Here is a 24001-nt window from a genome sequence, read left to right on the forward strand (position 1 = left end):
CGTGCGCAGGGTTTCTTCTTTGCTTGGAGGAATACTGTTAGAGTAAGCCAGTATATGTGGCATAGAGGATAAGCTCATCATGCGGTTTGATTCGGGTTGGTGTGATAGTGCGAGGCGTTGTGAGTCGCCACATTTTAATCAACGTCCCTTGAATGAAGTGAGTTTGTTAGTGATCCACAATATTAGTCTGCCCGCAGGCTGCTTTGGATTACCTTACATTGATCAATTATTTCAAGGGTGTTTAGATACTAATGCCGATTCCAGCTTTGCACCGTTGCAGGGCTTGCAAGTGTCGGCGCACTTTTTGATCCGCCGCCATGGCGAGCGTGTCCAATATGTAAGCTGTAATGACAGGGCTTGGCATGCTGGGGTGTCTCGTTATGGTGAGAGAGAGAATTGTAATGATTTTTCCATTGGTATTGAACTGGAAGGCACAGATACTGAGCCTTACACTCCTGAGCAATATCAGTCACTCATCGAGTTAACACAAGCCCTACTGGTAGAATATCCATTGCTGAGTATTGAACGGATTGTGGGTCATTGTGATATTGCGCCAATGCGGAAAACGGACCCAGGGCAAAGTTTTGATTGGGAAGGATATTTAGGCAAGTTAAAGGAATATACTCAGGCGTTGCGCTCTTAGTTAATCACTTAACTTTTTGGATTTTAGACGTATTCCATATAAACCTAGACTATTTATGGACAAATTATAGAGGTACAGCCCATGGCATTATTTTCACTCTTGGTCGCCATTTTAGTGGAGCGACTTAAATTTCTTCCTTCATCATGGCAATTTGATCGTTTACTGCAATCCTATCAGACAACATTTTTCGGTGATAAAGCGTCACTGACAAGCGTGATGATGGCGTTGGCGTTAGTGCTACCAGCCTTGTTGGTATATGTTTTATCTTGGTTAGTGGCGGGAATGTTTTGGGGCTTATTAAGTTTAGCACTATGGATTGTTGTGGCAGTGGTTTGTTTTAACCATCAGAAACAGCGTGATATTTTCAAAAAATATATGCAAGCCGCTTGTCGCTCAGACGTCCAAGCTTGTTACCATTATGCCGCCGAACTCGATTGTAGCGAGTGTTTAGATGCTGTATCCGAGAAAGACCTTGGTGCCAAAGTGGGGCAAAGTGTTGCTTGGATTAACTATCGTTATTATGGTGCCGTGGCGCTGTTTTTCATTTTTTTAGGTCCAGTCGGTGCGGTACTGTATTGCACGGTACGTTTTTATGCCGAAGAGAATGCCCGTAAATCTCTAGAGCTACCCTTAGTCAACGAAGTGATTACGATACTGGATTGGTTACCGAGCCGGATTTTCGCCTTTGGTTATGCCTTAAGTGGTCAATTTAGTGAAGGTTTAGCGGCGTGGCGCCGTAATGGATTGACCTTAAATGTGAGCGCTCGCACTGTGGTTGCTGAAACGGCATTAGCGGCACAACCTTTACCTGAGGTCGCAAGTGCACCTATATGTGTACAATCAACCTTAGCATTATTAGTGCTCAGTAAACGTAACTTTACACTTATTGTTGCAATACTTTCATTACTGACCATTTTCGGATTGGTGAGCTAAAAGAAGGATGCTTCGCTGTTAGAATCGAGAACGCTTCGCTGCTAGGGCGTCGTAGTGCTCCTTCTAGTCTAGAATCTAGAGCCTAGAATCTATCCGCTGCGCTTTTTGCAGCGCCTAGTAGGGCGAAGCCCGTGCTTTTGTCAAATGGTCTGACCCCATAAACATTTTTTTCCGCTATGCTCTCTCTTCGTGAGTGCTTTTGATCGAGATCGCTTTTAAGGAGTGATCTTCAATCTGGACATCAAAACGCTGATTTGATAAAGTGCGCTCACTCAAAAAAATTGGTAAGACCAATTTACAACGGAGCTGAGCGCCTGATGGCCTATAGTAAAATTAATCAGCCAAAAATTTCTGACGTGATCATGGCGCAATTAGAGCAAATGATCTTAGAGGGGAGTTTACAGCCCGGTCAGAAGTTACCGCCTGAACGCGAACTGGCGATCCAGTTTGAAGTGTCTCGACCTTCTTTGCGTGAAGCTATTCAAAAGCTTGAGGCAAAAGGACTGTTAATGCGCCGCCAAGGCGGTGGTACTTATGTCAAAGAACAACTCTGGCAGACCCTTGCCGATCCTATTGTTGAACTGATGAATTCAGATCCAGAGAGTCAGTACGACTTACTGGAGTTCCGCCATGCCACCGAAGGCATGATGGCCTATTTTGCGGCCCTGCGTGGTACCGACGCCGATATGCAAAATATCAAGCGTATGATCCTCGAGGTGGAAGCCGCCACCGATATCGAACAAAAAGCTGCTGCGATTGTGCGTTTTTATCGTGCTGTGGCGGAAGCGTCACATAACGTGGCTATGTTACACCTCGTTCTTAGTTTAACCCCTGTGCTGCATCAAAATGTGGCGCAAAACCTGGAGCTTTTAAGCCGCCGCGAAGAAGCTTCTACTATGGCTAACGATCACAGACGGGCCTTGCTCGCTGCCATCGTTCGTCGTGATCCCGACGCCGCCAGAGAAGCCTCGAATGAACACTTAAGTTACATCGAAGAGGTGATGTTATCTGTGCGGGAAGAAGATAGCCGGTTGCAGCGAAGCTTGCGCCGTTTAAAGAGTGGCGCTTAAGTTCTGTGATTTAGCTGCCAGCTAAATCGGAATATGCCGCAAACACCATTCATTATCATGTATATAGAGAAGGACAGTGTCATGTCTGAAGATATGCTACAAGACGTAGATCCGTTAGAGACTCAGGAATGGGTTGATGCCCTGCAAGCCGTGTTGGAACAGGAAGGCCCAGAGCGCGCGCATTTTTTACTAGAAAAGCTGATCGATAAAGCGCGTCGTAATGGCACTCACTTGCCTTATAACGCCACAACGGCTTACCTGAACACTATCCCTGCGGGTCAAGAGCCGCACATGCCTGGCAACCAAGAGATGGAACGTCGCATTCGCGCCATCATCCGTTGGAACGCTTTAGCTATGGTGCTTCGTGGTTCTAAGAAAGATTTAGAATTAGGCGGCCATATTTCAAGCTTCGCCTCAAGCGCGACTATTTATGACGTATGTTTTAACCACTTCTTCCGCGCACCCAATGAAAAAGACGGTGGCGATTTAGTGTATTTCCAAGGCCATATCGCCCCTGGTATTTATGCGCGTTCATTCTTAGAAGGTCGTTTAAGCGAAGACCAACTGGCTAATTTCCGTCAAGAAGTGGATGGCAAGGGTCTGTCTTCATACCCACATCCAAAACTGATGCCGGATTACTGGCAATTCCCAACGGTTTCTATGGGCTTAGGTCCTATCCAAGCTATTTATCAGGCGCGTTTCCTGAAATATCTGACTGACCGTGGTCTGAAAGATTGTTCAGCACAAACCGTTTACTGTTTCTTAGGTGACGGTGAGTGTGACGAGCCAGAAGCCTTAGGTGCGATTGGTTTAGCGGCCCGTGAAGAATTAGATAACTTAGTCTTCATCGTTAACTGTAACTTACAGCGTCTTGATGGCCCTGTGCGTGGTAACGGTAAGATTATCCAAGAACTTGAAGGCGAATTCCGCGGCGCAGGCTGGGAAGTGGTTAAAGTGATTTGGGGTCGTTACTGGGATCCATTATTGGCCCGTGACACTAGCGGTAAGTTACTGCAGTTAATGGAAGAAACCGTTGACGGTGAATACCAAAACTGTAAAGCCAAAGGTGGCGCTTATACACGCGAACACTTCTTTGGTAAGTACCCTGAAACGGCCGAAATGGTGGCTAACATGTCAGATGATGACATTTGGCGCTTAAACCGTGGCGGTCATGATCCTGTGAAAGTGTACGCTGCCTTAGATCACGCACAAAAAACCAAAGGTCGCCCAACGGTGATTTTAGCTAAGACTGTAAAAGGTTACGGCTTAGGTGATGCGGGTGAAGGTAAAAACATCGCTCACAACGTGAAGAAAATGGGTATCGAGTCTATCCGTTACTTCCGCGATCGTTTCAATATTCCGATCCCAGATGACCAGTTAGAAGATCTGCCTTTCTATCACCCAGGTCCAGATTCTGAAGAAGTGAAGTACATGATGAGCCGTCGTGAAGCGCTGCATGGTAGCGTGCCACAACGTCGTCAAAAGTTCACCGAAGAGATGGAAGTGCCGTCACTGAAGATTTTCGATTCGATTTTACAGGGCTCTAACGGCCGTGAAATTTCATCGACTATGGCATTCGTTCGTGTTCTGACAGCTCTGCTGAAAGACAAGAAAATTGGCAAAAATATTGTGCCAATTATTCCTGACGAAGCTCGTACTTTCGGTATGGAAGGTTTGTTCCGTCAAGTGGGTATTTATGCTCACGAAGGCCAAAAATATATTCCGCAGGATTCTGACCAAGTTGCTTACTACCGTGAAGATAAAACCGGCCAAGTATTGCAAGAAGGGATTAACGAACTCGGCGCTATGTCTTCATGGGTATCAGCAGCGACGAGCTACTCAGTCAATGATACACCTATGATCCCGTTCTACATCTACTACTCAATGTTCGGTTTCCAACGTATTGGCGACATGGCTTGGGCTGCGGGTGACATGCGTGCTCGTGGTTTCTTAGTGGGCGGTACTTCAGGTCGTACAACGCTTAACGGCGAAGGTTTACAGCATCAAGATGGTCATAGCCACGTATTGGCGAACACTATCCCTAACTGTATTACTTACGATCCAACCTACGGCTACGAAATCGCCGTTGTGGTACAAGATGGTATCCGTCGTATGTACGGCGAGAATCAAGAAGATATCTTCTACTACTTGACCACAATGAACGAAAACTATGAGCAACCAGCCATGCCAGAAGGCGCGGAAGTGGGCATAGTGAAAGGTATCTACAAGTTAGAAACGGTTGCGGGTTCAGGTAAAGGCAAAGTTCAGTTAATGAGCTGTGGCACTATCCTTGAACAAACTCGTAAAGCGGCGCAAGCACTGGCGAAAGACTTCGGTATTACTGCCGACGTATTTAGCGTAACTAGCTTCAACGAATTGACTCGCGATGGTCAAGCCGCTGAGCGTTGGAACATGCTGCACCCAACCGAAACGCCAAAACAAGCCTATATCAGCCAAGTGATTTCAAGTGATGCACCTGCAATCGTCGCGACTGACTATATGAAGATTTACGGCGAACAGTTACGTGCTTATATTCCTACCGATTACAAAGTGTTAGGTACTGACGGTTTCGGTCGTTCAGACAGCCGCGAGAATCTGCGTCACCACTTCGAAGTGGATGCTAAGTTCATCGTTATTGCGGCACTGAAATCACTGGTTGATCGCAAAGAGCTGCCTGTCGATGTGTTAGCAAAAGCCATTAAAGAATATGGTATCGACGCTGACAAGATCAATCCACAGTACGCGTAAGAGGCAATAAAAATGGCTGAATTAAAAGAAGTTTTTGTTCCTGATATCGGCGGCGATGAAGTGCAAGTGATCGAAATTTGTGTGGCTGTGGGTGATACCCTAGCTGCAGAAGAATCGATTCTTACCGTCGAAAGCGACAAGGCGACTATGGATATTCCAGCGCCTTTCGCCGGTGTTTTAGCCGAATTGAAAGTGGCTGTGGGCGATAAAGTATCTGAAGGTACTTTGATTGCTATGATGCAAGCGGCGGGCGCGGCAGCAGCCGCTCCGGCTCCAGTTGCAGCACCCGCTCAGGCGGCACCAGCATCTGCACCAGTTCAAGCGGCTCCTGCCCCTGTGGCTGCTGCTCCTGCGACGGGCGCAACCAAAGTGGTTGAAGTGACAGTACCAGATATCGGTGGCGACACTGATGTATCGGTTATCGAAGTCCTGGTTGCTGTCGGTGACAAGATTGAGGTTGATAGCGGTTTAATTACCCTAGAAACAGACAAAGCGACCATGGACGTGCCATCACCTTTCGCGGGTGTGGTTAAAGACGTTAAAGTCGCAGTTGGCGATAAAGTGTCGCAAGGCTCTTTAGTCATCATGCTTGAAGTGGGCGGCGCTGCACCTGCAGCCGCGCCAACCGTTGCTGCCCAAGCGGCTCCAGCCGCGACGGTTGCACCAGTGGCCGCAGCACCTGCGGCAAGCGTGGTTGCGGTAAAAGAAATTCAAGTGCCGGATATTGGCGATGCCAGCAATGTCGATGTGATCGAAGTGCTCGTGTCTGTCGGTGATGAAATCACTGCTGACCAAGGTTTGATTACCCTTGAAACTGACAAAGCCACCATGGAAGTGCCAGCGCCATTTGCCGGTAAACTGCTGTCTTTGACTGTTAAAGTGGGTGACAAGGTTTCTCAAGGTAGCGTCATTGCGACGATTGAGACGACTTCTGTTGCAACAGCAAGTGCTCCAGCACCTGCTGCACAAGCGGCGGCTCCTGCTCCAGTGAGCGCGGCGCCCGTTGCTGCACCTGCAAGCCGTCCACCAGTACCCCATCACCCAAGCGCAGGTACCCCTGTGTCTACCGGTGCGGTACATGCGTCTCCTGCTGTACGTCGTTTAGCCCGTGAGTTTGGTGTCGACTTGACCCAAGTGACAGGTTCTGGCCGTAAAGGTCGCATCATGAAAGAAGACGTACAGGCGTATGTTAAATACGAACTGTCGCGTCCGAAAGCGACTGCGGCAACTTCTGTTGGTTCAGGTAATGGCGGCGGTCTGCAAGTGATTGCAGCACCTAAAGTTGATTTCAGTAAGTTTGGTGAAGTGGAAGAGATTCCATTAAGCCGTATCCAGAAGATTTCTGGCCCTAACTTACACCGCAACTGGGTAACTATCCCTCACGTGACTCAGTTCGATGAAGCTGATATCACTGAAATGGAAGAGTTCCGCAAGCAGCAAAACGATGTAGCGGCGAAGAAAAAAGCCGATTACAAGATCACGCCTTTAGTGTTTATGCTGAAAGCTGTGGCTAAAACGTTGCAACAGTTCCCTGTGTTCAACTCGAGCTTAAGCTCTGATGGCGAATCACTGATCCAGAAAAAGTATTTCCACATCGGTGTGGCGGTTGATACGCCAAACGGTTTGGTTGTGCCAGTCGTGCGTGACGTGGATAAGAAAGGCATTATCGAGTTATCTCGTGAACTGGCTGATATCTCTATCCGTGCCCGTGATGGCAAGCTGAAATCTGCTGATATGCAAGGTAGCTGTTTCACCATTTCAAGTTTAGGTGGTATTGGCGGTACGGCGTTTACGCCTATCGTGAACTACCCAGATGTGGCAATTTTAGGTGTGTCTAAATCTGAAATTAAGCCTAAGTGGAATGGTAAAGAGTTCGAACCTAAATTGATGTTGCCGCTGTCACTGTCATACGATCACCGCGTGATCGATGGTGCCATGGCTGCACGTTTTAGTGTGACGCTGTCAGGAATTCTGTCCGATATTCGTACTTTGGTTCTGTAAGCATATAAGGCTGCTCATCTTGAGCAGCCTTTTGTTTATTGTGATCAGTATCAAACACAGGTTAAAATGCGCCCACCTTACGCGCTGGCGCATTTTCGGTTGGCAGGATAGCTCCTCCAACGGATTGAATGAGAATTAGAGGAAAACATGAGTAACGAAATCAAAACTCAGGTAGTGGTATTAGGTGCAGGTCCTGCAGGTTATTCTGCGGCTTTCCGTGCTGCTGACTTAGGTCTGGAAACCATCATAGTTGAACGTTTTAGCACTTTAGGTGGCGTGTGTCTTAACGTGGGTTGTATCCCATCTAAAGCCTTACTGCACGTTGCTAAAGTTATCGAAGAAGCCAAAGCGGTTGCCGCTCACGGTGTGGTCTTCGGCGAGCCAACTATCGATTTAGATAAGTTACGTGGCTTTAAAGAAAAAGTCATTGGCCAATTAACTGGCGGATTGGGCGGCATGTCCAAAATGCGTAAAGTTAACGTGGTTAACGGTTTTGGTAAATTCACTGGCCCTAACACGCTAGAAGTGACTGCTGAAGATGGCACTGTGACTAAAGTGACTTTCGAGCAAGCGATCATTGCTGCGGGTTCTCGTCCAATCAAACTGCCATTTATTCCGCATGAAGATCCACGTATTTGGGATTCGACTGACGCATTAGAACTGAAAGAAGTTCCAGGCAAGTTGTTAGTGATGGGCGGCGGTATTATCGGTCTAGAAATGGGTACTGTGTACGCTTCTTTAGGCAGCCAAATCGACGTGGTTGAGATGTTCGACCAAGTGATCCCTGCGGCTGATAAAGATGTGGTTCGCGTATTTACTAAGCAAATCAAGAAGAAATTCAACCTGATCCTTGAAACTAAAGTCACAGCGGTTGAAGCACGTGAAGACGGTATCTATGTTTCTATGGAAGGTAAGAGCGCGCCAACTGAAGCCGTTCGTTACGATGCCGTATTAGTGGCTATTGGCCGTGCACCTAATGGCAAGTCGTTAGATGCTGAAAAAGCAGGTGTTAACGTTGATGAGCGTGGCTTTATCAAGGTTGATAAGCAACTGCGTACTAACGTACCGCACATTTATGCTATCGGCGACATCGTTGGTCAACCCATGTTGGCTCACAAAGGCGTGCACGAAGGCCATGTAGCGGCTGAAGTTATCGCTGGCATGAAGCACTATTTCGATCCAAAAGTCATCCCATCAATTGCTTACACTGACCCTGAAGTAGCTTGGGTTGGTTTGACTGAGAAAGAAGCGAAAGAGCAAGGTATTGCTTACGAAACCGCAACTTTCCCATGGGCTGCAAGTGGTCGTGCGATTGCGTCTGATTGCTCTGAGGGCATGACTAAGCTGATTTTCGACAAAGACACTCACCGCGTGATCGGTGGTGCTATTGTGGGTGTTAACGGCGGCGAGCTGTTAGGCGAAATCGGTCTAGCGATTGAAATGGGTTGTGATGCTGAAGATTTAGCATTAACCATTCACGCTCACCCAACACTGCACGAATCAGTAGGCTTAGCGGCTGAAATGTACGAAGGTTCTATTACTGATTTGCCAAACCCAAAGGCAAAGAAAAAGTAATTTAGCTGTCGATTAAAAAAGCGCTCACTTGAGCGCTTTTTTATTGCCTGTATTTTTTTGTAACTTTTATGTAAACAAGCGGATGAATTGAAGGGATTGAGCTGCTACAGTACAGTTATACCCAAGCGACCTCAAAATACGAGTTTCAGAGCGCCGAGGGGGCTTCAATTCAAGGCGCATCAATGAAAAAATGTAGCTACCTTTTGAATTGATGCAACACGGAAGTGGAGTGCCCTGGGTGCTCCGTCCCGGTGGCTGATGTTAACCACGGGGTAACGCACTTTATGCGGTGTTGGCTATTTTTGACTTAGCCCACTAGGCCTGCAAATAGCTGCAATCGCCATATATGTCGTGAATGCCATTTATGCAGGAGCAATAAATAGCCTTGCTGAAAGTGCGTTACCATGCCGTTAACATCAGCCGCTGAATTCTGCATTTTGAGGTGGTTTGGGTATATGTATGAAGTAAGTTGTCACATGCAAACAAAAATAATTAGAACAATTCTGACATGTTTCATCCTTTCACTGATTAGCGTCCATTCGGCTTGGGCGGGCGGCTTTGTGCAGCGTGTTTTTACCGATAGAGACGGTTTAGCTGTCACCAGCATCCGAGGTTTAGCCTTAGATGACTACGGTTTTGTATGGGCAGCGACTGAGCAGGGCTTGTATCGGGTCAGTAATTCTAAGGTGCGGCGCATTGATAAAATTGGCACGGAATCACGGCTTGCGGATGACTTTTTAACGACAGTGGTGAACATCGACCGAGACAAGTTATTGGTCAGCACCAATGCCGCGATTTACCTTTACGATATAGTGCAAAATCAATTTACCGCATTTGGTTCTCCCTATCTATTCCCGCAGTTTCCAGGTGGTGCGCTGATATCGGCAGCCCGCAAGAATAGCAAAACATGGCGATTATTAATTGATAATGGTCAGATCTATGAGTTTTCCCCTTCAAAGTCAGAACTTCGCCTTATCACTCAATTAGCTGTTAATCGCGACCTTCCTTGGCGCAAGTTATTGCTTATGCCCAATGGACACATGTTGGTTGCGGGGCAGTTGCAACTAGAGCTCCTCGATAACAAGGGCGAACGGCTGTTCCAATACCCTTGGACCGAATCTATGGGCAGTATTCTCGATATGTTGGAGGATACTCAACATAGGATCTGGATTGCGACAGGGCGTGGTGTTTATCAATTAGATCAAATCGCTCATCAAATTACACCTGTGCCAGAATTACCCGATTGGAGCACAGCGATCATTGAAGATGCTAAAGGGTATTTGTGGTTTGCCAGTCGTATTGGCTTGTTAAAATGGTCGCCTGAGACGCGGTTGATTGAGAATTATCAGCAAGAGTTGAAGGCTGAGGCCAACATGGAAACGCTGAAAGCCATGTTGTTTGATGATGCAGGCTTGATGTGGGTTGGAGGCTCTGGTGATGGATTGGCATTGTTAGCGTCACCGCCTGATTTCATTCTTGATACTTATGCGGCAGATGAACCCTATCAGCTGAGCGATGCCATGACTTGGTCTGTACATGCCAGTGATGAAGGGGTTTGGCTCGGTTCTTCCAGTTTAGATTTTGTTGCTAAGGGCAGTAAAAAAGCGGTTAACATTCCGATTGAGGGGTTTAATCCCCACGAAAGTATTTATGATATTAGTGAGTTTGAGGACCATTATTTACTGATCTCAACAACCAGTGGTCTTTTTGTTATTGATAAAGAGACCTTGCAAGGCAGCAGTTTTTCTAAATGGACTCACGGTCAGGATGACTTTAAAAATAAGCTCATATATAAAACTTATCGGGATCCCAAACTGAAAGGACGCGTCTGGATTGCGACTACCACGGGACTCTATTTTTGGGAAATGGGACTCTATGAGCCCCAGCCATTTGATATTGATAAGTCATCGAACGAATTTGATGGCCCCAAGCGGCCAGTGATCCGCACGATTTATCGTACCTCTGACGGTCGTCTTTGGGTTGGCGGTAAAAAAGTCTTTGGTTACATAGACAGTCAAAACGAGTTTCATGATCAACGGCACTTATTTAATGCTTTTGCGGCACAACCAACGATTAGCCATATTGAAGAAATGTCCCCGGGAATTATCTGGTTTGGTTCCTATGAAAAAGGTTTGTTTGAATATCATCAGCAGGCGGAATCGTTAGTTTCACTGACTTCCGAATGGCAATTAAATTGTAGTTCAGTGTTTTTTATTCAAAAGACCCCTAAGTCAAATCTTGTGGGTTGTGCTGATTCTTTGATTCGTCAGGATATTCAAACTGGCAATATCGCCATGTTTAATCAACTCGATGGTTTGATTTCCGATGAAATGAACGAGGGCGCTTATTTTTATTCGCCAAAAACAGGCTTTTACTTAGGAACACCTGAAGGAGTGATGCGACTCGATGTCAATAGGCTGGTCAATCGTATAACCGATGACCATGTGATGCTTGAATCTGTCTCTGTGTACTATAACAACACGACAGAGGTATCTTTGTTGCCGCGTAACCTGATGGCCATCAAACCCGATGCGAATATGGTGAGTTTTCAAATCACTAACTTAGATTACCTCGATGATTCGCCAATCCAATTTAAATACCGATTACGTTATCAGGATGAAGATAGCCATTATGTCTTGTTGCAGGGGGAATCTCAGGTCAACCTCGCAGGATTAGCTGCGGGTGGCTATGTGCTAGATATTTTGAGTCAAGTTAATGGGATATGGTCAGATAAGCCGTTCTCTTATCCTTTTTATGTTGAGCAGCATTGGTGGTTATCCCAAGGTTTTAAAGGTATTTTGCTGCTGTTATTTTCTATTATTGCTTTAAGTCTTGCTTGGTATCGACAACGACAGATCAATACATTTAAGCAGATGAATCTGGCATTAACGGAGAGTGAGGACAGGTTAAGGCAGTCTTTGCGCGGCAGTGACTCAGATCTCTGGGAGTGGCATAAAAATACTCAGGCATTTCACCTTGATAATCGCGGTTCGGTGCTTGGTACGCATGCCAATGAGATTGTGGTGAGCTTAGAGGATTTGCCTGTGCATCCGCAGGATAGGGAGAAAGCTCTCGCTCAGTGGGACAACATGATGGCGGGTGAGATTGACCGATTCGAGGCCGAATATCGCTATCAGCGTAAGGACGGTAATTGGGGATGGCTGAGGGTTAGAGGGCGGCCAGTTGCTCGCAATAAGCACTCAAATGAAATTGAGCGGGTCGCGGGTATTTATAGCGATATTACTGTGCAACGCCAGCTAGAGGATGAAATTAATTTATTGGCGAAAGCGTTTGGCAATACCTCTGAAGGTGTGTTGATTTTAGATGTCGAAGGCGGTATTCGCGTTGCGAATTACGCTGCGCAACAAATTATTGGTATAGATTCTGACGACTTAGTCGGGCAACCATTTGCACAATTCGTACAGATGAATGACGGATTAGCATCGGAAATCAAGCAACTTCTCCGTGATAGTCAGTCTTGGACTGGAGAGCGGGAGTTAATCCGCGCCAATCAGCAACTTTGTCCTGTGTGGCTAAACGTGTCGGTGATGCAAAGCATTAACGGGAAAGTAACCCACTATGTGGTGGTATTTTCTGATATTACGGAGCGTAAACGTACTGAAGCCGATTTACGCCGTTTGGCTAATTACGATGTACTTACTGGCTTGCCAAATCGCTCCTTATTTTCTAGCCGTTTATTACAGTCGATTCAAGCTGCGCAACAAACCGGTGAGAAACTGGCGCTATTGTTTTTAGATCTCGATAGATTTAAGCATGTTAATGATTCCTATGGTCATAGCATGGGCGATGCACTGCTGGTCGAAGCATCAAGCCGACTGCAATCTTGTATTTCCAGCGAGCATTTACTCTGTCGTTTTGGTGGCGATGAATTTGTGATTTTACTCCGCAATGCAAACAGCATTGACGATATTAACCATGTCGCCGAGCGCCTGTTGGAGCAAATTGTCGCGCCTTTTAAGTTATATGGTCGGGAATTTTATATTTCGACCAGCATAGGCATCAGTATTTGGCCCGACGATGCGGTACAGCCTGAGGCTTTTATCAAGAATGCCGATCTTGCTATGTACCATGCCAAAGAAGAAGGGCGAGGCAATTTCCAATATTATTCCTCGGAGCGTAATGCTCAAGCCCTCTATCATTTACGGCTTGAGGCCGATTTACGCAAAGCCATAGAACGGCAAGAGTTCGAGCTTTATTACCAGCCGCAAATTGATATTTTGCGTAATGATAAGCTCATAGGAATGGAAGCATTAATTCGCTGGAAACATCCGCTGGACGGCTTTATTCGTCCCGATATTTTCATCAAAGTCGCCGAGGCCTGCGGTTTAATTGTTGATATTGACCGCTGGGTATTAAGACAAGCCTGTGTGCAGGGAGCCAATTGGACTAAGCGCTATGGCTCGGGCTTTAAGTTGTCGGTTAATATTTCGGCTGTGCATTTTAGGCAGCCAGATTTTATTGAAGATATCCAAAGAATTTTACAAGAAACCCAAATGCCAACTGCATCTTTAGGATTAGAAATCACCGAAGGCGTATTGATGAAGGAGTTGCATGTCGCTAAAGACCATCTTACTCGATTGAAATCTTTGGGGATCGAGGTTGCCATCGATGACTTTGGTACTGGGTATTCTTCACTGGCTTATTTGCGTAATTTTGAAGTCAATACCCTAAAAATTGATCGCTCCTTTTTGATTGATATCGCCACTAATACCGCAGATCAGGCGATTGTGAGCAGTATTATTGAATTAGCCCGTAACCTTAAATTAAATGTGGTTGCTGAAGGGATTGAGACGGTTGAGCAGTTAGAGCAAGTCTTTAGCCGTGGCTGTTATATTATTCAAGGGTATTATTTTGCTAAGCCTATGTGCGTTGATGATTTTGAGCGCTATTTAGAGACAGATAACAAAATCGTCTCTATTGATCATTAAGCTAGAAACATAGTCTATTATTGGCTCGCGAATACTTAATATTTGTACAGCTGATGGGCAATCGTCTGCACGATATAAGCCTGTGAGCTTGAGATGTAAACGTTATCGTCTTCAGTGGTGATGGATATTTTGTTTAGCGGTTTATTCAATTAAACTTCATCTGTTTGTATAAAGAGTACACAAACTTATCACTAGTCGGTCCAGATAAAATATGACTGACGGTTAAATCGATAAGTTTGTTAATATAACTCGGATTTTTATCCCATAAAAAGTAGCCTCACATGATGCGTCAACTACTCGCTTCTATTATTTTGTGTTTGTGTGTTACCCCGTCTTTGGCTGCAGAGCGCCTTAAAATTGGTGTCGTACTCAGTGGTGGTGGTGCTAAAGGCGCCGCTCACGTGGGCGTGCTCAAAATATTAGAAGAACATAACATCCCAGTCGATTATATCGCGGGCACCAGTATAGGCGCCTATGTCGCTGGCATGTATTCACTGGGTTACAGTGCGAGTGAAGTGGAAGCTATCATGATGGGGGTCAACTGGGACAGTGGTTACTCGGACACCATACCGCGCAATATTTTGAGTTACAGGGATAAACAGTTACGTGACCGTTACAATATTCCGTTAAACATTGGCTATAACGAAGGCCAAGTGAGGGCGCCAAGTGGTCTGCTACGTGGACAGACTATGTCACAACTTTTACGTCAGTCGACAGATCTGGTACAGCAATTTGGTCATTTTGATGATTTAGCCATTCCCTACCGAGCGGTTGCAACCGACTTAGAAACTAGCTTACCTGTGGTGATTAGTCACGGCAGTATGGTTAAAGCCATGCAAGCGTCTGCAACTGTACCTGGTGCACTTCAGCCCGCACAAATTGAAGGCAAGTTATTGGTCGATGGTGGTATTGCTAATAACATGCCTGTCGATGTGGTTAAGGCCATGGGAGCCGATATTATTATCGCCGTCGATATTGGCTCGCCTCTGGTCAAAAAAGATAAATTAGACAGTACTATTGCAGTGCTCGATCAGCTCTCTAATTTTTTGACCAATGCCAGCACTGAAAAACAAAAACAATTACTGACAGATAAAGATGTATTGATCCGACCCGCTATTGACGCCCTCAGCACCACTGATTTCACTATTATGCCGCTGGCATTAACCCTTGGAAAAGAAGCCGCTAATGGCCAGCTTTATAAGTTGAGCAGTATGAGCGTGAGCCCTGAGGAATATGCCGCCTACGTCGAGGCTAAAAAAGCCAAAGGTAAATTATTAATGGCGGATGTACGTCATCCCATTAATGAAATCGTATTTGAAAACCAATCTAAGGTGAGTTTGAATCTCTTGACGGAAACCTTGGATATTAAACCTGGGCAAGCTGTATCTAAAGACGAGCTTAATGAGGCGTTAAAGCGTATTTACTCTCTCAATAAATTTGAGCGTGTCGATGCTGAATTTGTAGAAGGTGAGGATGGCCGCATACTCACAGTTACCACTAAGGCTAAGTCTTGGGGGCCGAATTATTTCCAACTGGGCTTTAATTGGGAGGATGACTTTAATTCAGAATCTGCCATCAGTTTTGACATGGCTTATACCATGACCGATTTGACCTTTAATGGTGGAGAGTGGCGCAATGAGGTCAAACTCGGCATTGAAAAGTTGTTTGCAACTGAGTTTTATCAGCCTTTAGACAGGGACCAACAGTTCTTTAGCCGTGCCCGCTATCAATACGATACCCGTGATTGGGACTTATACGATAATAACAGTCGTATCTTAACCTTCGACAAGAAAACCCATACTATTGAATTAGGCATAGGTTATAACTACACCTTACAAGGGATGATTGAGTTAGGCTTAGTCGCAGAGAAGGGGTCGATAGTCAATGATGTTTGGCTAACGCAGGACTTAGATTTTAGTTCCTATGGTGCTTACTTTAGGTTCGGTTACGATAGCTTAGATAGCATTAGCTTTCCAACATCAGGTAATCGCGTAACCTTAAACGTATACGTGCGCAATGAAGATTTCAATGACAGTATCGACGATAATCAAAACCAATTTAGCGTGCAAATAGAGGCCGACTGGAAAGGTGCCTTGAGTGTCGGTAACCACGCTTTTGTTGGTAAGGCATCAATTGCTACTAACAATAATGATGGTGTCAATACGCTGCATTTATCTGAGCTGGGAGGATTCTTAAACCTGTCTGGTTACCATAAAGATTCAATTATGGGCGCACATAAAGTGTTTGGGGCCTTTATTTATCAATATGATCTCGGGCGTGATGCACTAGGTATGACAGATTATCCTCTATACCTAGGTTGGAGCTTAGAGGCGGGGAATGTCTGGGACGAGCGCACTGACGTCACCCTGACCGATCTGATTTATGCATCGAGTCTTTATATCGGTACTGATACTTCCATGGGACCTGCGGCACTTGGTTTTGGGATCACAGATCTTGGCGATAAGTCTTTCTATTTATTTGTGGGTAAAAACTTCTAGTTTGAGATTGGTGTAAAGAACTTAAGGGCATGACTGAGGTTGTGCCCTTACTTTTTGGTCGATGGAAAAACTATAAGCGTCATCCCTATGGAAGTTATCTTGCCGAAATAGCTAAGAGTGTCGCTAAAGTGTCATATCCTTTTACAAAATCTTACTACTGTGAGGCGTGCCAAGATGCTAAGGTTTTGCGGGAAAAATAATAACTCTCAACGGAAGCTGGGGAAAACAATGAAGAAGATAAGCACACTGGCACTGAGTATCGCCTTGAGTTTAGGTTTAGCGGCTTGTAGTACTGAGCCTAAAACTGAAGCCGTCGCGGTGTCTGGCATTGAATTGCAAAACTTTGATGCCTCAGTTCGCCATCAAGATGATTTCTATTACAGCGTTAATGGAAAATGGTTGGCAAATACGCCTATTCCAGCTGACAAATCTAACTATGGCGCGTTTTCTGTGTTGTACGACCAAAGCCAAGATGCATTGAAGAAAATTATCGACGAAGCGGCCGCTAAAAAGAATCCTGCTGCAGGCTCTAATGAACAGAAAATCGGTGATTTCAATGCTAGCTTTATGAATACCGATTTGCTTGAAACATTAGGTGTTACTCCGCTTAAGCCATTGCTGGCCGATATCGCTGCCGCAAAAACGCACGCTGACTTACCAGCCGTTATGGGCAAATTACTGACGACGGGTTCTGGTATTCCCTTTGGTTTTTACGTCAATAATGACGCTAAAAACTCAACTCAGTATGCGGTGTATTTAAGCCAGTCAGGCCTTACGCTACCGGACCGCGATTATTACCTAAAAGATGATCCTAAGTTTGCCGCTAATCGCCAAGCCATGGCCAAGTATGTGACAGAGATACTGACTGAAGCGGGTTACAAGGACGCTAAACGTGCGGCTAAAAACGTCGCTGACATCGAAATGATGATCGCCAAAAGTCAGTGGAGCCGAGTTGAATCTCGTGATGCCAACAAGGCTTACAACAAGTTAGATCGCGCTGAACTGCAAAAGTTAATGGGTCAATTTGATTTCAATGCCTTCGCGACCAGCGCAGGTTTAGGCGACAAAGTCACTGATATCATAGTGCGCCAGCCTTCTTACTTCGAAAAACTCGGTGCAGGTTTCGAGACCTTCCCAGTATCGGCTTGGCAGGATTATCTCGCGTTCCATTTAGTGGATAGCTACGCCGAGTTACTGAGCAAAAACTTTGTTGATTTGAACTTCGCTTTTAAGAGCAAAACCTTAATGGGTATCGAAGAGCAACAACCGCGCTGGAAAAAAGCCGTTGATGGCGCTGACCAAGTGATTGGTGAGTTAGTGGGCGAAGAGTACGTTAAGCAATACTTCAAGCCAGAAGCTAAAGCGCGTATGGAAACTATGATCAAAAACTTGATCAAAGGTTTTGAGGTTAGTATCAATGAACTTGAGTGGATGACGCCAGAAACCAAAGTCGCCGCCCAAGAAAAACTGGCTAAATTCACCTATAAAATCGGTTATCCAGATAAGTGGAAAGATTACTCAGGTTTAGATATCAAGGCTGACGAGTTAGTGGGTAACTACATGCGTTACGCTCAGTTTGAATATCAAGACATGATCAACAAGCTTGGCAAGCCAATCGATCGTACCGAATGGGGCATGACACCACAAACGGTAAACGCTTATTACAGCCCAGTGAAAAACGAAATCGTATTCCCAGCTGCGATTCTGCAACCGCCATTCTTTAATATGGATGCCGATGATGCCGTTAACTACGGTGGTATAGGTGCAGTGATCGGCCATGAAATTAGCCATGGTTTTGATGACCAAGGCGCTAAATACGATGGTGATGGCAACCTGCGTGATTGGTGGTCAGATAAAGACAGAGAAGAGTTCCAAAAACGCGGTAAGCAGTTGTCTGCCCAATACTCAGGTTATGAGGCAATGCCCGGCAAGTTTGTTAACGGTGATTTGACCTTAGGGGAGAACATCGGCGACTTAGGTGGTTTAACTGTAGCGGCACGTTCGTATTTGATGAGCCTTAACGGCAAACCTGCACCTGTGCTTGATGGTTTAACGGGCGAGCAACGCTTCTTTGTGGGTTGGTCGCAAGTATGGCGCCGTAATTACCGTGATGAAGAGCTGAGCCGTCGTTTGCTGACAGATCCGCATTCACCGAGCCATTATCGTGCCATGGGTACACCACGTAACGTGGAAGCCTTTTATAAGGCCTTCGAGATGAAAGAAGGCGATAAAATGTATTTAACACCAGATGAGCGTGTGAAAATTTGGTAATACATTCAGTAGATTGAAATAAGAAAAGCCAGACAATGTCTGGCTTTTTTATTGATGACAATAATCAATGATGCTGCCGATTAATGTCCATAACCTAAGGATTCAATTTTTGTGACTTTATTATCAGTGGCATACAGGCGACGCATTAAGCGTGTTGGTCCAAAGTCATAGGTCCATTCTTGATACTCAGTTGGCAACTTGCTGGGATCGATCACCCTGTCTCCGTTAGCGTTGAGATAAGTCGCGGGCAGACTGTATTCTCGAATATCGCTGGGCGAGCCGCATTTATCCTGCACAGTCGTTAAAGTATCGCCCGTATTGATCACTTGTTGTTTACAGTGCATGGTCTCACCTGCGCTAGCGGGTAAACAGGTGGACATGAGTATTAAGCCCATGGGCAGTATTAAGGATAGGTACTTCACATTGAATTCCTTCTGGTGCATACACCATTCTGCTATTTATCCGTAGGGTAAAGACTAAGCTTATTCGCCCTGCAGAAACTCGGTGTGTTGTGACGTTATTTTGCCAAAATTGTTGTTAATGCCAACAAACTCTCGGCCTGATGATGGGCGATAATCCACTTAGCATCGCCTCTTTGTTCTGGCGCAGGGATCGCGACCGTTTGCATGTTGGCTGCTCTGGCGGCAATTAAGCCGTTAAAGGAATCTTCGATGGCAAGACAACAACGGGGATCAACATCTAACGCCTTAGCGCAATTCAAATAAACTTCTGGGTGGGGTTTACCATAGATTAGGTGTTCAGCCGATTCTATCGCCATAAACTTTTCACTGAGATCTAACTTCGTTAATACTGCTTGGATAATGGTGTTTGGGGATGAAGTCGCTAAGCCGATTTTAAGGCCAAGCGCTTGGCAGTGGTCAATCGTTTCGTAAACGCCCAGCATAGCTTCGCCGCTAACCAGAATTTCATTTGCAACTTTATCAACAATCGTTTGGCTGACCTTGGCATTATCATAGTGTGGCCAAGGTGCCTTGTGGTACCAATAATCGACGCATTGATCGATGCGTAAGCCCGTGGTTTGTTGAATCGTCTCTACCGTCACTGGCACGCCGAGTGCGGATAACACTTCATACTCGACTCGTTGCCATAGGGGTTCTGAATCGATTAAAACGCCATCCATATCAAAAATAACGGCTTGAATGCTAAGGGATGTCATTGGTACTCCGATGGACTAAGGAAATAACTGAGATATGCAGTAAATTAAGCCTGAGTGTAAGTTCTCGCACTGCATCTTAAAAGCCAAAATGCAGCAAGATGAGAAAAATTTATACCTATTTGCTCTCTGACACGGAAAATTGCTTGTTCGATTTAAAATTAATGAAACATTGTTAACTATTTGTAGTGTATGGTTTTTTGTCTGTTTTCAAACTATTGTCTAATTTCACTTGTTTTAATCTTCCCGTAAGTTGGCATTCGCCGCCGGATTTAGTCCTTATTTCGCTTTTTGCCGAGTGTGACCTGATTCATACTTTTGCAAAGCTGTAGTATACTGCAGGCCGGAAATACGGGTCGATCATGTCGGACTGTCAGCTTCAATTAAGAAGACGTGCAGTTTCGTTGTTAGAGCGCCAAACAAAGAGGAATGTTGCCGTGCTAGAAGCATATCGTAAACACGTCGCAGAACGTGCTGCAGAGGGCGTAGTCCCTAAGCCATTAGATGCACATCAAGTGGCTGAACTGGTTAAGTTAGTTCAAAATCCACCCGCAGGTGAAGAGGCTTTCGTTCTCGACCTGCTTGAAAATCGAATTCCCCCAGGTGTTGATGAAGCTGCTTATGTTAAAGCTGCTTTTTTAGATGCGGTTGCCAAAGGCACTGAAAAATCACCGATTCTGTCTGCAGAGCGTGCTACTGAGTTGTTAGGCACAATGCAAGGCGGCTACAACATCGAACCTCTGATCGCGCAGCTGGATAATCCAGCGTTAGCACCTTTAGCTGTTAAAGCGCTATCTCACACTCTGCTGATGTTTGATTCTTTCCACGATGTGGTTGAGAAGATGGAAGCGGGCAATGAGTTTGCGAAGCAAGTGGTTGAAGCGTGGGCGAATGCAGATTGGTATTTAAGCCGTCCAAAACTGGCTGACAAAGTCACTCTGACAGTATTTAAAGTTTCTGGTGAAACCAACACCGATGACTTGTCACCTGCACCAGATGCATGGTCACGTCCTGATATCCCATTGCACGCGTTAGCTATGCTGAAAAACGCCCGTGATGGTATCGAGCCTGATGTTGCTGGTGCCGTTGGCCCAGTGAAAAAAATTGAAGCATTAAAAGCACAAGGTCATCCATTAGTATATGTGGGTGACGTTGTGGGTACGGGTTCATCACGTAAATCTGCGACTAACTCAGTACTGTGGTTTATGGGCGATGATATTCCATTCGTACCTAACAAGCGCGCTGGCGGTTTCTGCCTTGGCGGTAAAATTGCACCGATTTTCTTCAACACTATGGAAGATGCGGGCGCACTGCCAATCGAGCTTGATGTGAACAAGATGGAAATGGGCGATGTGATTGACATCTACCCATACGCCGGTGTGGTTAAGCGTCACGATAGCGACGAAGTAATTTCAGAATTCAGCTTAAAAACGGAAGTCTTGTTAGACGAAGTTCGTGCTGGTGGTCGTATTCCATTGATCATCGGTCGTGGTTTAACTGACAAAGCCCGTGACGTATTAGGCTTAGGGTTATCTGACGTCTTTGTACGTTCTCAAGATGTCGCTGATACTGGCAAAGGTTATACACTTGCGCAAAAGATGGTCGGTAAAGCTTGTGGCGTAGCGGGTGTGCGTCCTGGTCAATACTGCGAACCTAAGATGACGTCTGTCGGTTCACAAGATACCACTGGTCCTATGACCCGTGATGAGCTGAAAGATTTAGCTTGTTTAGGTTTTAGTGCTGATTTGACTATGCAGTCATTCTGCCACACTGCGGCTTATCCAAAGCCAGTGGATGTGAACACACATCATACTCTGCCTGATTTCATCATGAACCGCGGTGGTGTATCACTGCGTCCAGGTGACGGTGTTATCCACTCGTGGTTAAACCGTATGCTGCTACCAGATACAGTTGGTACGGGTGGTGACTCACATACGCGTTTCCCAATTGGTATTTCATTCCCAGCGGGTTCAGGCTTAGTAGCGTTTGCTGCTGCGACTGGCGTTATGCCACTCGACATGCCTGAATCCGTATTAGTGCGCTTCAAGGGCAAAATGCAACCGGGTATCACACTGCGTGATCTGGTTCATGCTATCCCATTAAAAGCCATTGAACTGGGCATGCTGACCGTTGAGAAGAAAGGTAAAGTAAACATCTTCTCTGGTCGCGTACTGGAAATCGAAGGCTTAGAATCACTGAAAGTTGAACAAGCTTTCGAACTGTCTGATGCTTCAGCTGAGCGCTCTGCTGCCGGTTGTACCATCAAGTTAGACAAAGAACCTATCATTGAATACCTGAACTCAAACATCATCATGCTCAAGTGGATGATTGCTGAAGGTTATGGCGATCGTCGTACGATTGAACGTCGTATCAAAGGCATGCAAGAGTGGTTAGCCAATCCTGAGCTGATGAGCGCCGATAAAGATGCTGAGTACGCTGCAGTAATCGAAATCGACCTAAATGACATCAAAGAGCCAATCCTGTGTGCGCCAAACGATCCTGATGATGCCGTTTTACTGTCATCTGTTGCGCAAACTAAGATTGATGAAGTGTTCGTAGGTTCTTGTATGACCAACATCGGTCACTTCCGCGCAACCGGTAAGATGCTAGACAAGTTTGCTAAAACCCTGCCAACACGTCTGTGGATTGCACCACCGACTAAGATGGATAGAGATCAGCTGACTGAAGAAGGCTACTACGCGATTTTTGGTCGTGTAGGCGCGCGCATCGAGATCCCAGGTTGTTCACTGTGTATGGGTAACCAAGCACGTGTAGCTGAAGGTTCAACTGTGGTATCGACTTCTACCCGTAACTTCCCTAACCGTTTAGGTACAGGTGCTAACGTTTACTTAGCCTCTGCTGAGCTGGCAGCGGTTGCTGCACTGTTAGGTCGTCTGCCGTCACCTGAAGAATATCAAGAATACGCTAAAGAGTTAGACGCAACTGCAGCTGACACATACCGTTACTTGAACTTCGATCAAATCGAGTCTTACACAAAAAAAGCATCGGAAGTGATCTTCCAGACAGCAGTGTAATCGATTGCCGTTAAGGTAACTTGATGTAAAAAGCCAGCGTAAGCTGGCTTTTTTGTGGGTTTGTTTTATTTCTACATCTATTATGCACCAATGAACCCTATCATAGTCATGCTTTAGGCCTTACATCACAAACTCGCTACTTACTAATGGTCACGCGTTGTCGCCATTAAAACAAATCCATTTAAGCCGATCCGTAGGTCAATCTCACGCTTAGCACCGTTTAATCTTCATTTTAAAAGACGAAAGTCTTCTATTTTCATAACTATCAACAAATCATCTGATGGCTTTTGGCTATGCATAATGCGAAACAAGGGCGTAGTCTTGACTGAATTGTGGGTAACTTTGGGGGTAAGTGGTGGATATGGTGTGGCTAGATTAGGTAATTGGAATTAACTGCAAATTTCCTTAAAATAGGGGTTGCACAAAATCTCCTGCTCCCTATAATGCGCATCCACTGACACGGCAGACAGCGTTAAGCAGCCTGATATGACAGTTCATCGATGAGTTTACTGATTGATGAGCGAAAAGAAAGTTTGCAAAAACTCCTTGACGCGAAACGGGAAATGCGTAGAATACGCAGCCCTAGCCAACTGGAAGCGTTCGACGCTCAGTGTGGTACTCAAGTTCTCTTACGAATACTGAGTTGCTCTTTAACAAGATAAAACAAGAAATCTGTGTGGACACTCACAGGTGTTGAGTTAATCGAAACTGCTTAGCCTTCGGGTTGGCAGTCAAAAATTTAAATCAATGTAACAATGAGTGTTCATAGTAATATGTACAGTTTGTTTCTTTAGTTAGAAACAAAAAATCAGAATTCATTGAGCCGCTGAAGTCGCAAGACGGAAGCAACAAAAATTTAATTGAAGAGTTTGATCATGGCTCAGATTGAACGCTGGCGGCAGGCCTAACACATGCAAGTCGAGCGGCAGCACAAGGGAGTTTACTTCTGAGGTGGCGAGCGGCGGACGGGTGAGTAATGCCTAGGGATCTGCCCAGTCGAGGGGGATAACAGTTGGAAACGACTGCTAATACCGCATACGCCCTACGGGGGAAAGGAGGGGACCTTCGGGCCTTCCGCGATTGGATGAACCTAGGTGGGATTAG

At 45.7% G+C, this 24001-nt stretch carries 12 protein-coding genes and 1 rRNA gene; 11 read left to right on the forward strand and 2 right to left on the reverse strand.

Annotation, left to right across the window (positions count from 1 at the left end):
- The first annotated feature begins 79 nt into the window (after positions 1–79).
- The 9 genes from ampD to L5L97_RS17680 all read left to right on the forward strand — a co-directional run bounded on the left by ampD (position 80) and on the right by L5L97_RS17680 (position 18688).
- The gene (ampD, locus tag L5L97_RS17640; protein WP_113940785.1) at positions 80–643 is read left to right on the forward strand and encodes a 1,6-anhydro-N-acetylmuramyl-L-alanine amidase AmpD; all 564 of its coding nucleotides are present in this window, start codon (positions 80–82) and stop codon (positions 641–643) included.
- A gap of 81 nt (positions 644–724) precedes the next feature.
- Positions 725–1576: a beta-lactamase regulator AmpE gene (gene ampE, locus L5L97_RS17645; RefSeq protein WP_173496212.1), complete on the forward strand. Its 852-nt coding sequence runs from the start codon at positions 725–727 to the stop codon at positions 1574–1576.
- 317 nt (positions 1577–1893) lie between these two features.
- The gene (gene pdhR, locus L5L97_RS17650) at positions 1894–2646 is read left to right on the forward strand and encodes a pyruvate dehydrogenase complex transcriptional repressor PdhR (RefSeq protein ID WP_105250401.1); all 753 of its coding nucleotides are present in this window, start codon (positions 1894–1896) and stop codon (positions 2644–2646) included.
- Positions 2647–2727: 81 nt separating this feature from the next.
- The gene (gene aceE, locus L5L97_RS17655) at positions 2728–5394 is read left to right on the forward strand and encodes a pyruvate dehydrogenase (acetyl-transferring), homodimeric type (RefSeq protein ID WP_105250400.1); all 2667 of its coding nucleotides are present in this window, start codon (positions 2728–2730) and stop codon (positions 5392–5394) included.
- A gap of 12 nt (positions 5395–5406) precedes the next feature.
- Positions 5407–7395 (forward strand): dihydrolipoyllysine-residue acetyltransferase, encoded by a 1989-nt coding sequence (gene aceF / locus L5L97_RS17660; RefSeq protein ID WP_173247848.1) that lies wholly within the window; start codon positions 5407–5409, stop codon positions 7393–7395.
- Between the two features lie 147 nt (positions 7396–7542).
- Positions 7543–8970: a dihydrolipoyl dehydrogenase gene (lpdA, locus tag L5L97_RS17665; RefSeq protein WP_105250398.1), complete on the forward strand. Its 1428-nt coding sequence runs from the start codon at positions 7543–7545 to the stop codon at positions 8968–8970.
- A 455-nt stretch (positions 8971–9425) separates the two neighbouring features.
- Complete coding sequence (locus L5L97_RS17670; RefSeq protein WP_263183145.1) at positions 9426–13919, forward strand: EAL domain-containing protein; 4494 nt, start codon at positions 9426–9428, stop codon at positions 13917–13919.
- A 281-nt stretch (positions 13920–14200) separates the two neighbouring features.
- Positions 14201–16417, forward strand: coding sequence for a patatin-like phospholipase family protein (locus L5L97_RS17675; protein WP_173496216.1), 2217 nt, complete (start codon positions 14201–14203; stop codon positions 16415–16417).
- Positions 16418–16645: 228 nt separating this feature from the next.
- Positions 16646–18688: a M13 family metallopeptidase gene (locus L5L97_RS17680; RefSeq protein ID WP_263183147.1), complete on the forward strand. Its 2043-nt coding sequence runs from the start codon at positions 16646–16648 to the stop codon at positions 18686–18688.
- 80 nt (positions 18689–18768) lie between these two features.
- Here L5L97_RS17680 and L5L97_RS17685 read toward each other — a convergent pair whose 3' ends face one another.
- Together L5L97_RS17685 and hxpB are read right to left on the reverse strand one after the other, a co-directional pair.
- On the reverse strand, positions 18769–19110 hold the full coding sequence (locus tag L5L97_RS17685) for a DUF2845 domain-containing protein (protein ID WP_028759308.1): 342 nt from the start codon (positions 19108–19110) through the stop codon (positions 18769–18771).
- A 95-nt stretch (positions 19111–19205) separates the two neighbouring features.
- A complete protein-coding gene (gene hxpB / locus L5L97_RS17690) occupies positions 19206–19865 on the reverse strand; it encodes a hexitol phosphatase HxpB (protein WP_219235611.1) in 660 nt (219 codons plus the stop codon).
- A 434-nt stretch (positions 19866–20299) separates the two neighbouring features.
- On the opposite strand from hxpB, the gene acnB reads away from it, so the two are divergent.
- Together acnB and L5L97_RS17700 are read left to right on the forward strand one after the other, a co-directional pair.
- Entirely contained in the window at positions 20300–22897 is a 2598-nt protein-coding gene (acnB, locus tag L5L97_RS17695) for a bifunctional aconitate hydratase 2/2-methylisocitrate dehydratase (protein WP_173247838.1), read from the forward strand.
- Positions 22898–23754: 857 nt separating this feature from the next.
- Positions 23755–24001: ribosomal RNA gene (locus L5L97_RS17700) — 16S ribosomal RNA — on the forward strand; the annotation flags it as partial.

The organism is Shewanella sp. SM71 (genome assembly GCF_025653905.1).
Taxonomy (GTDB): Bacteria; Pseudomonadota; Gammaproteobacteria; order Enterobacterales; family Shewanellaceae; genus Shewanella; species Shewanella oncorhynchi.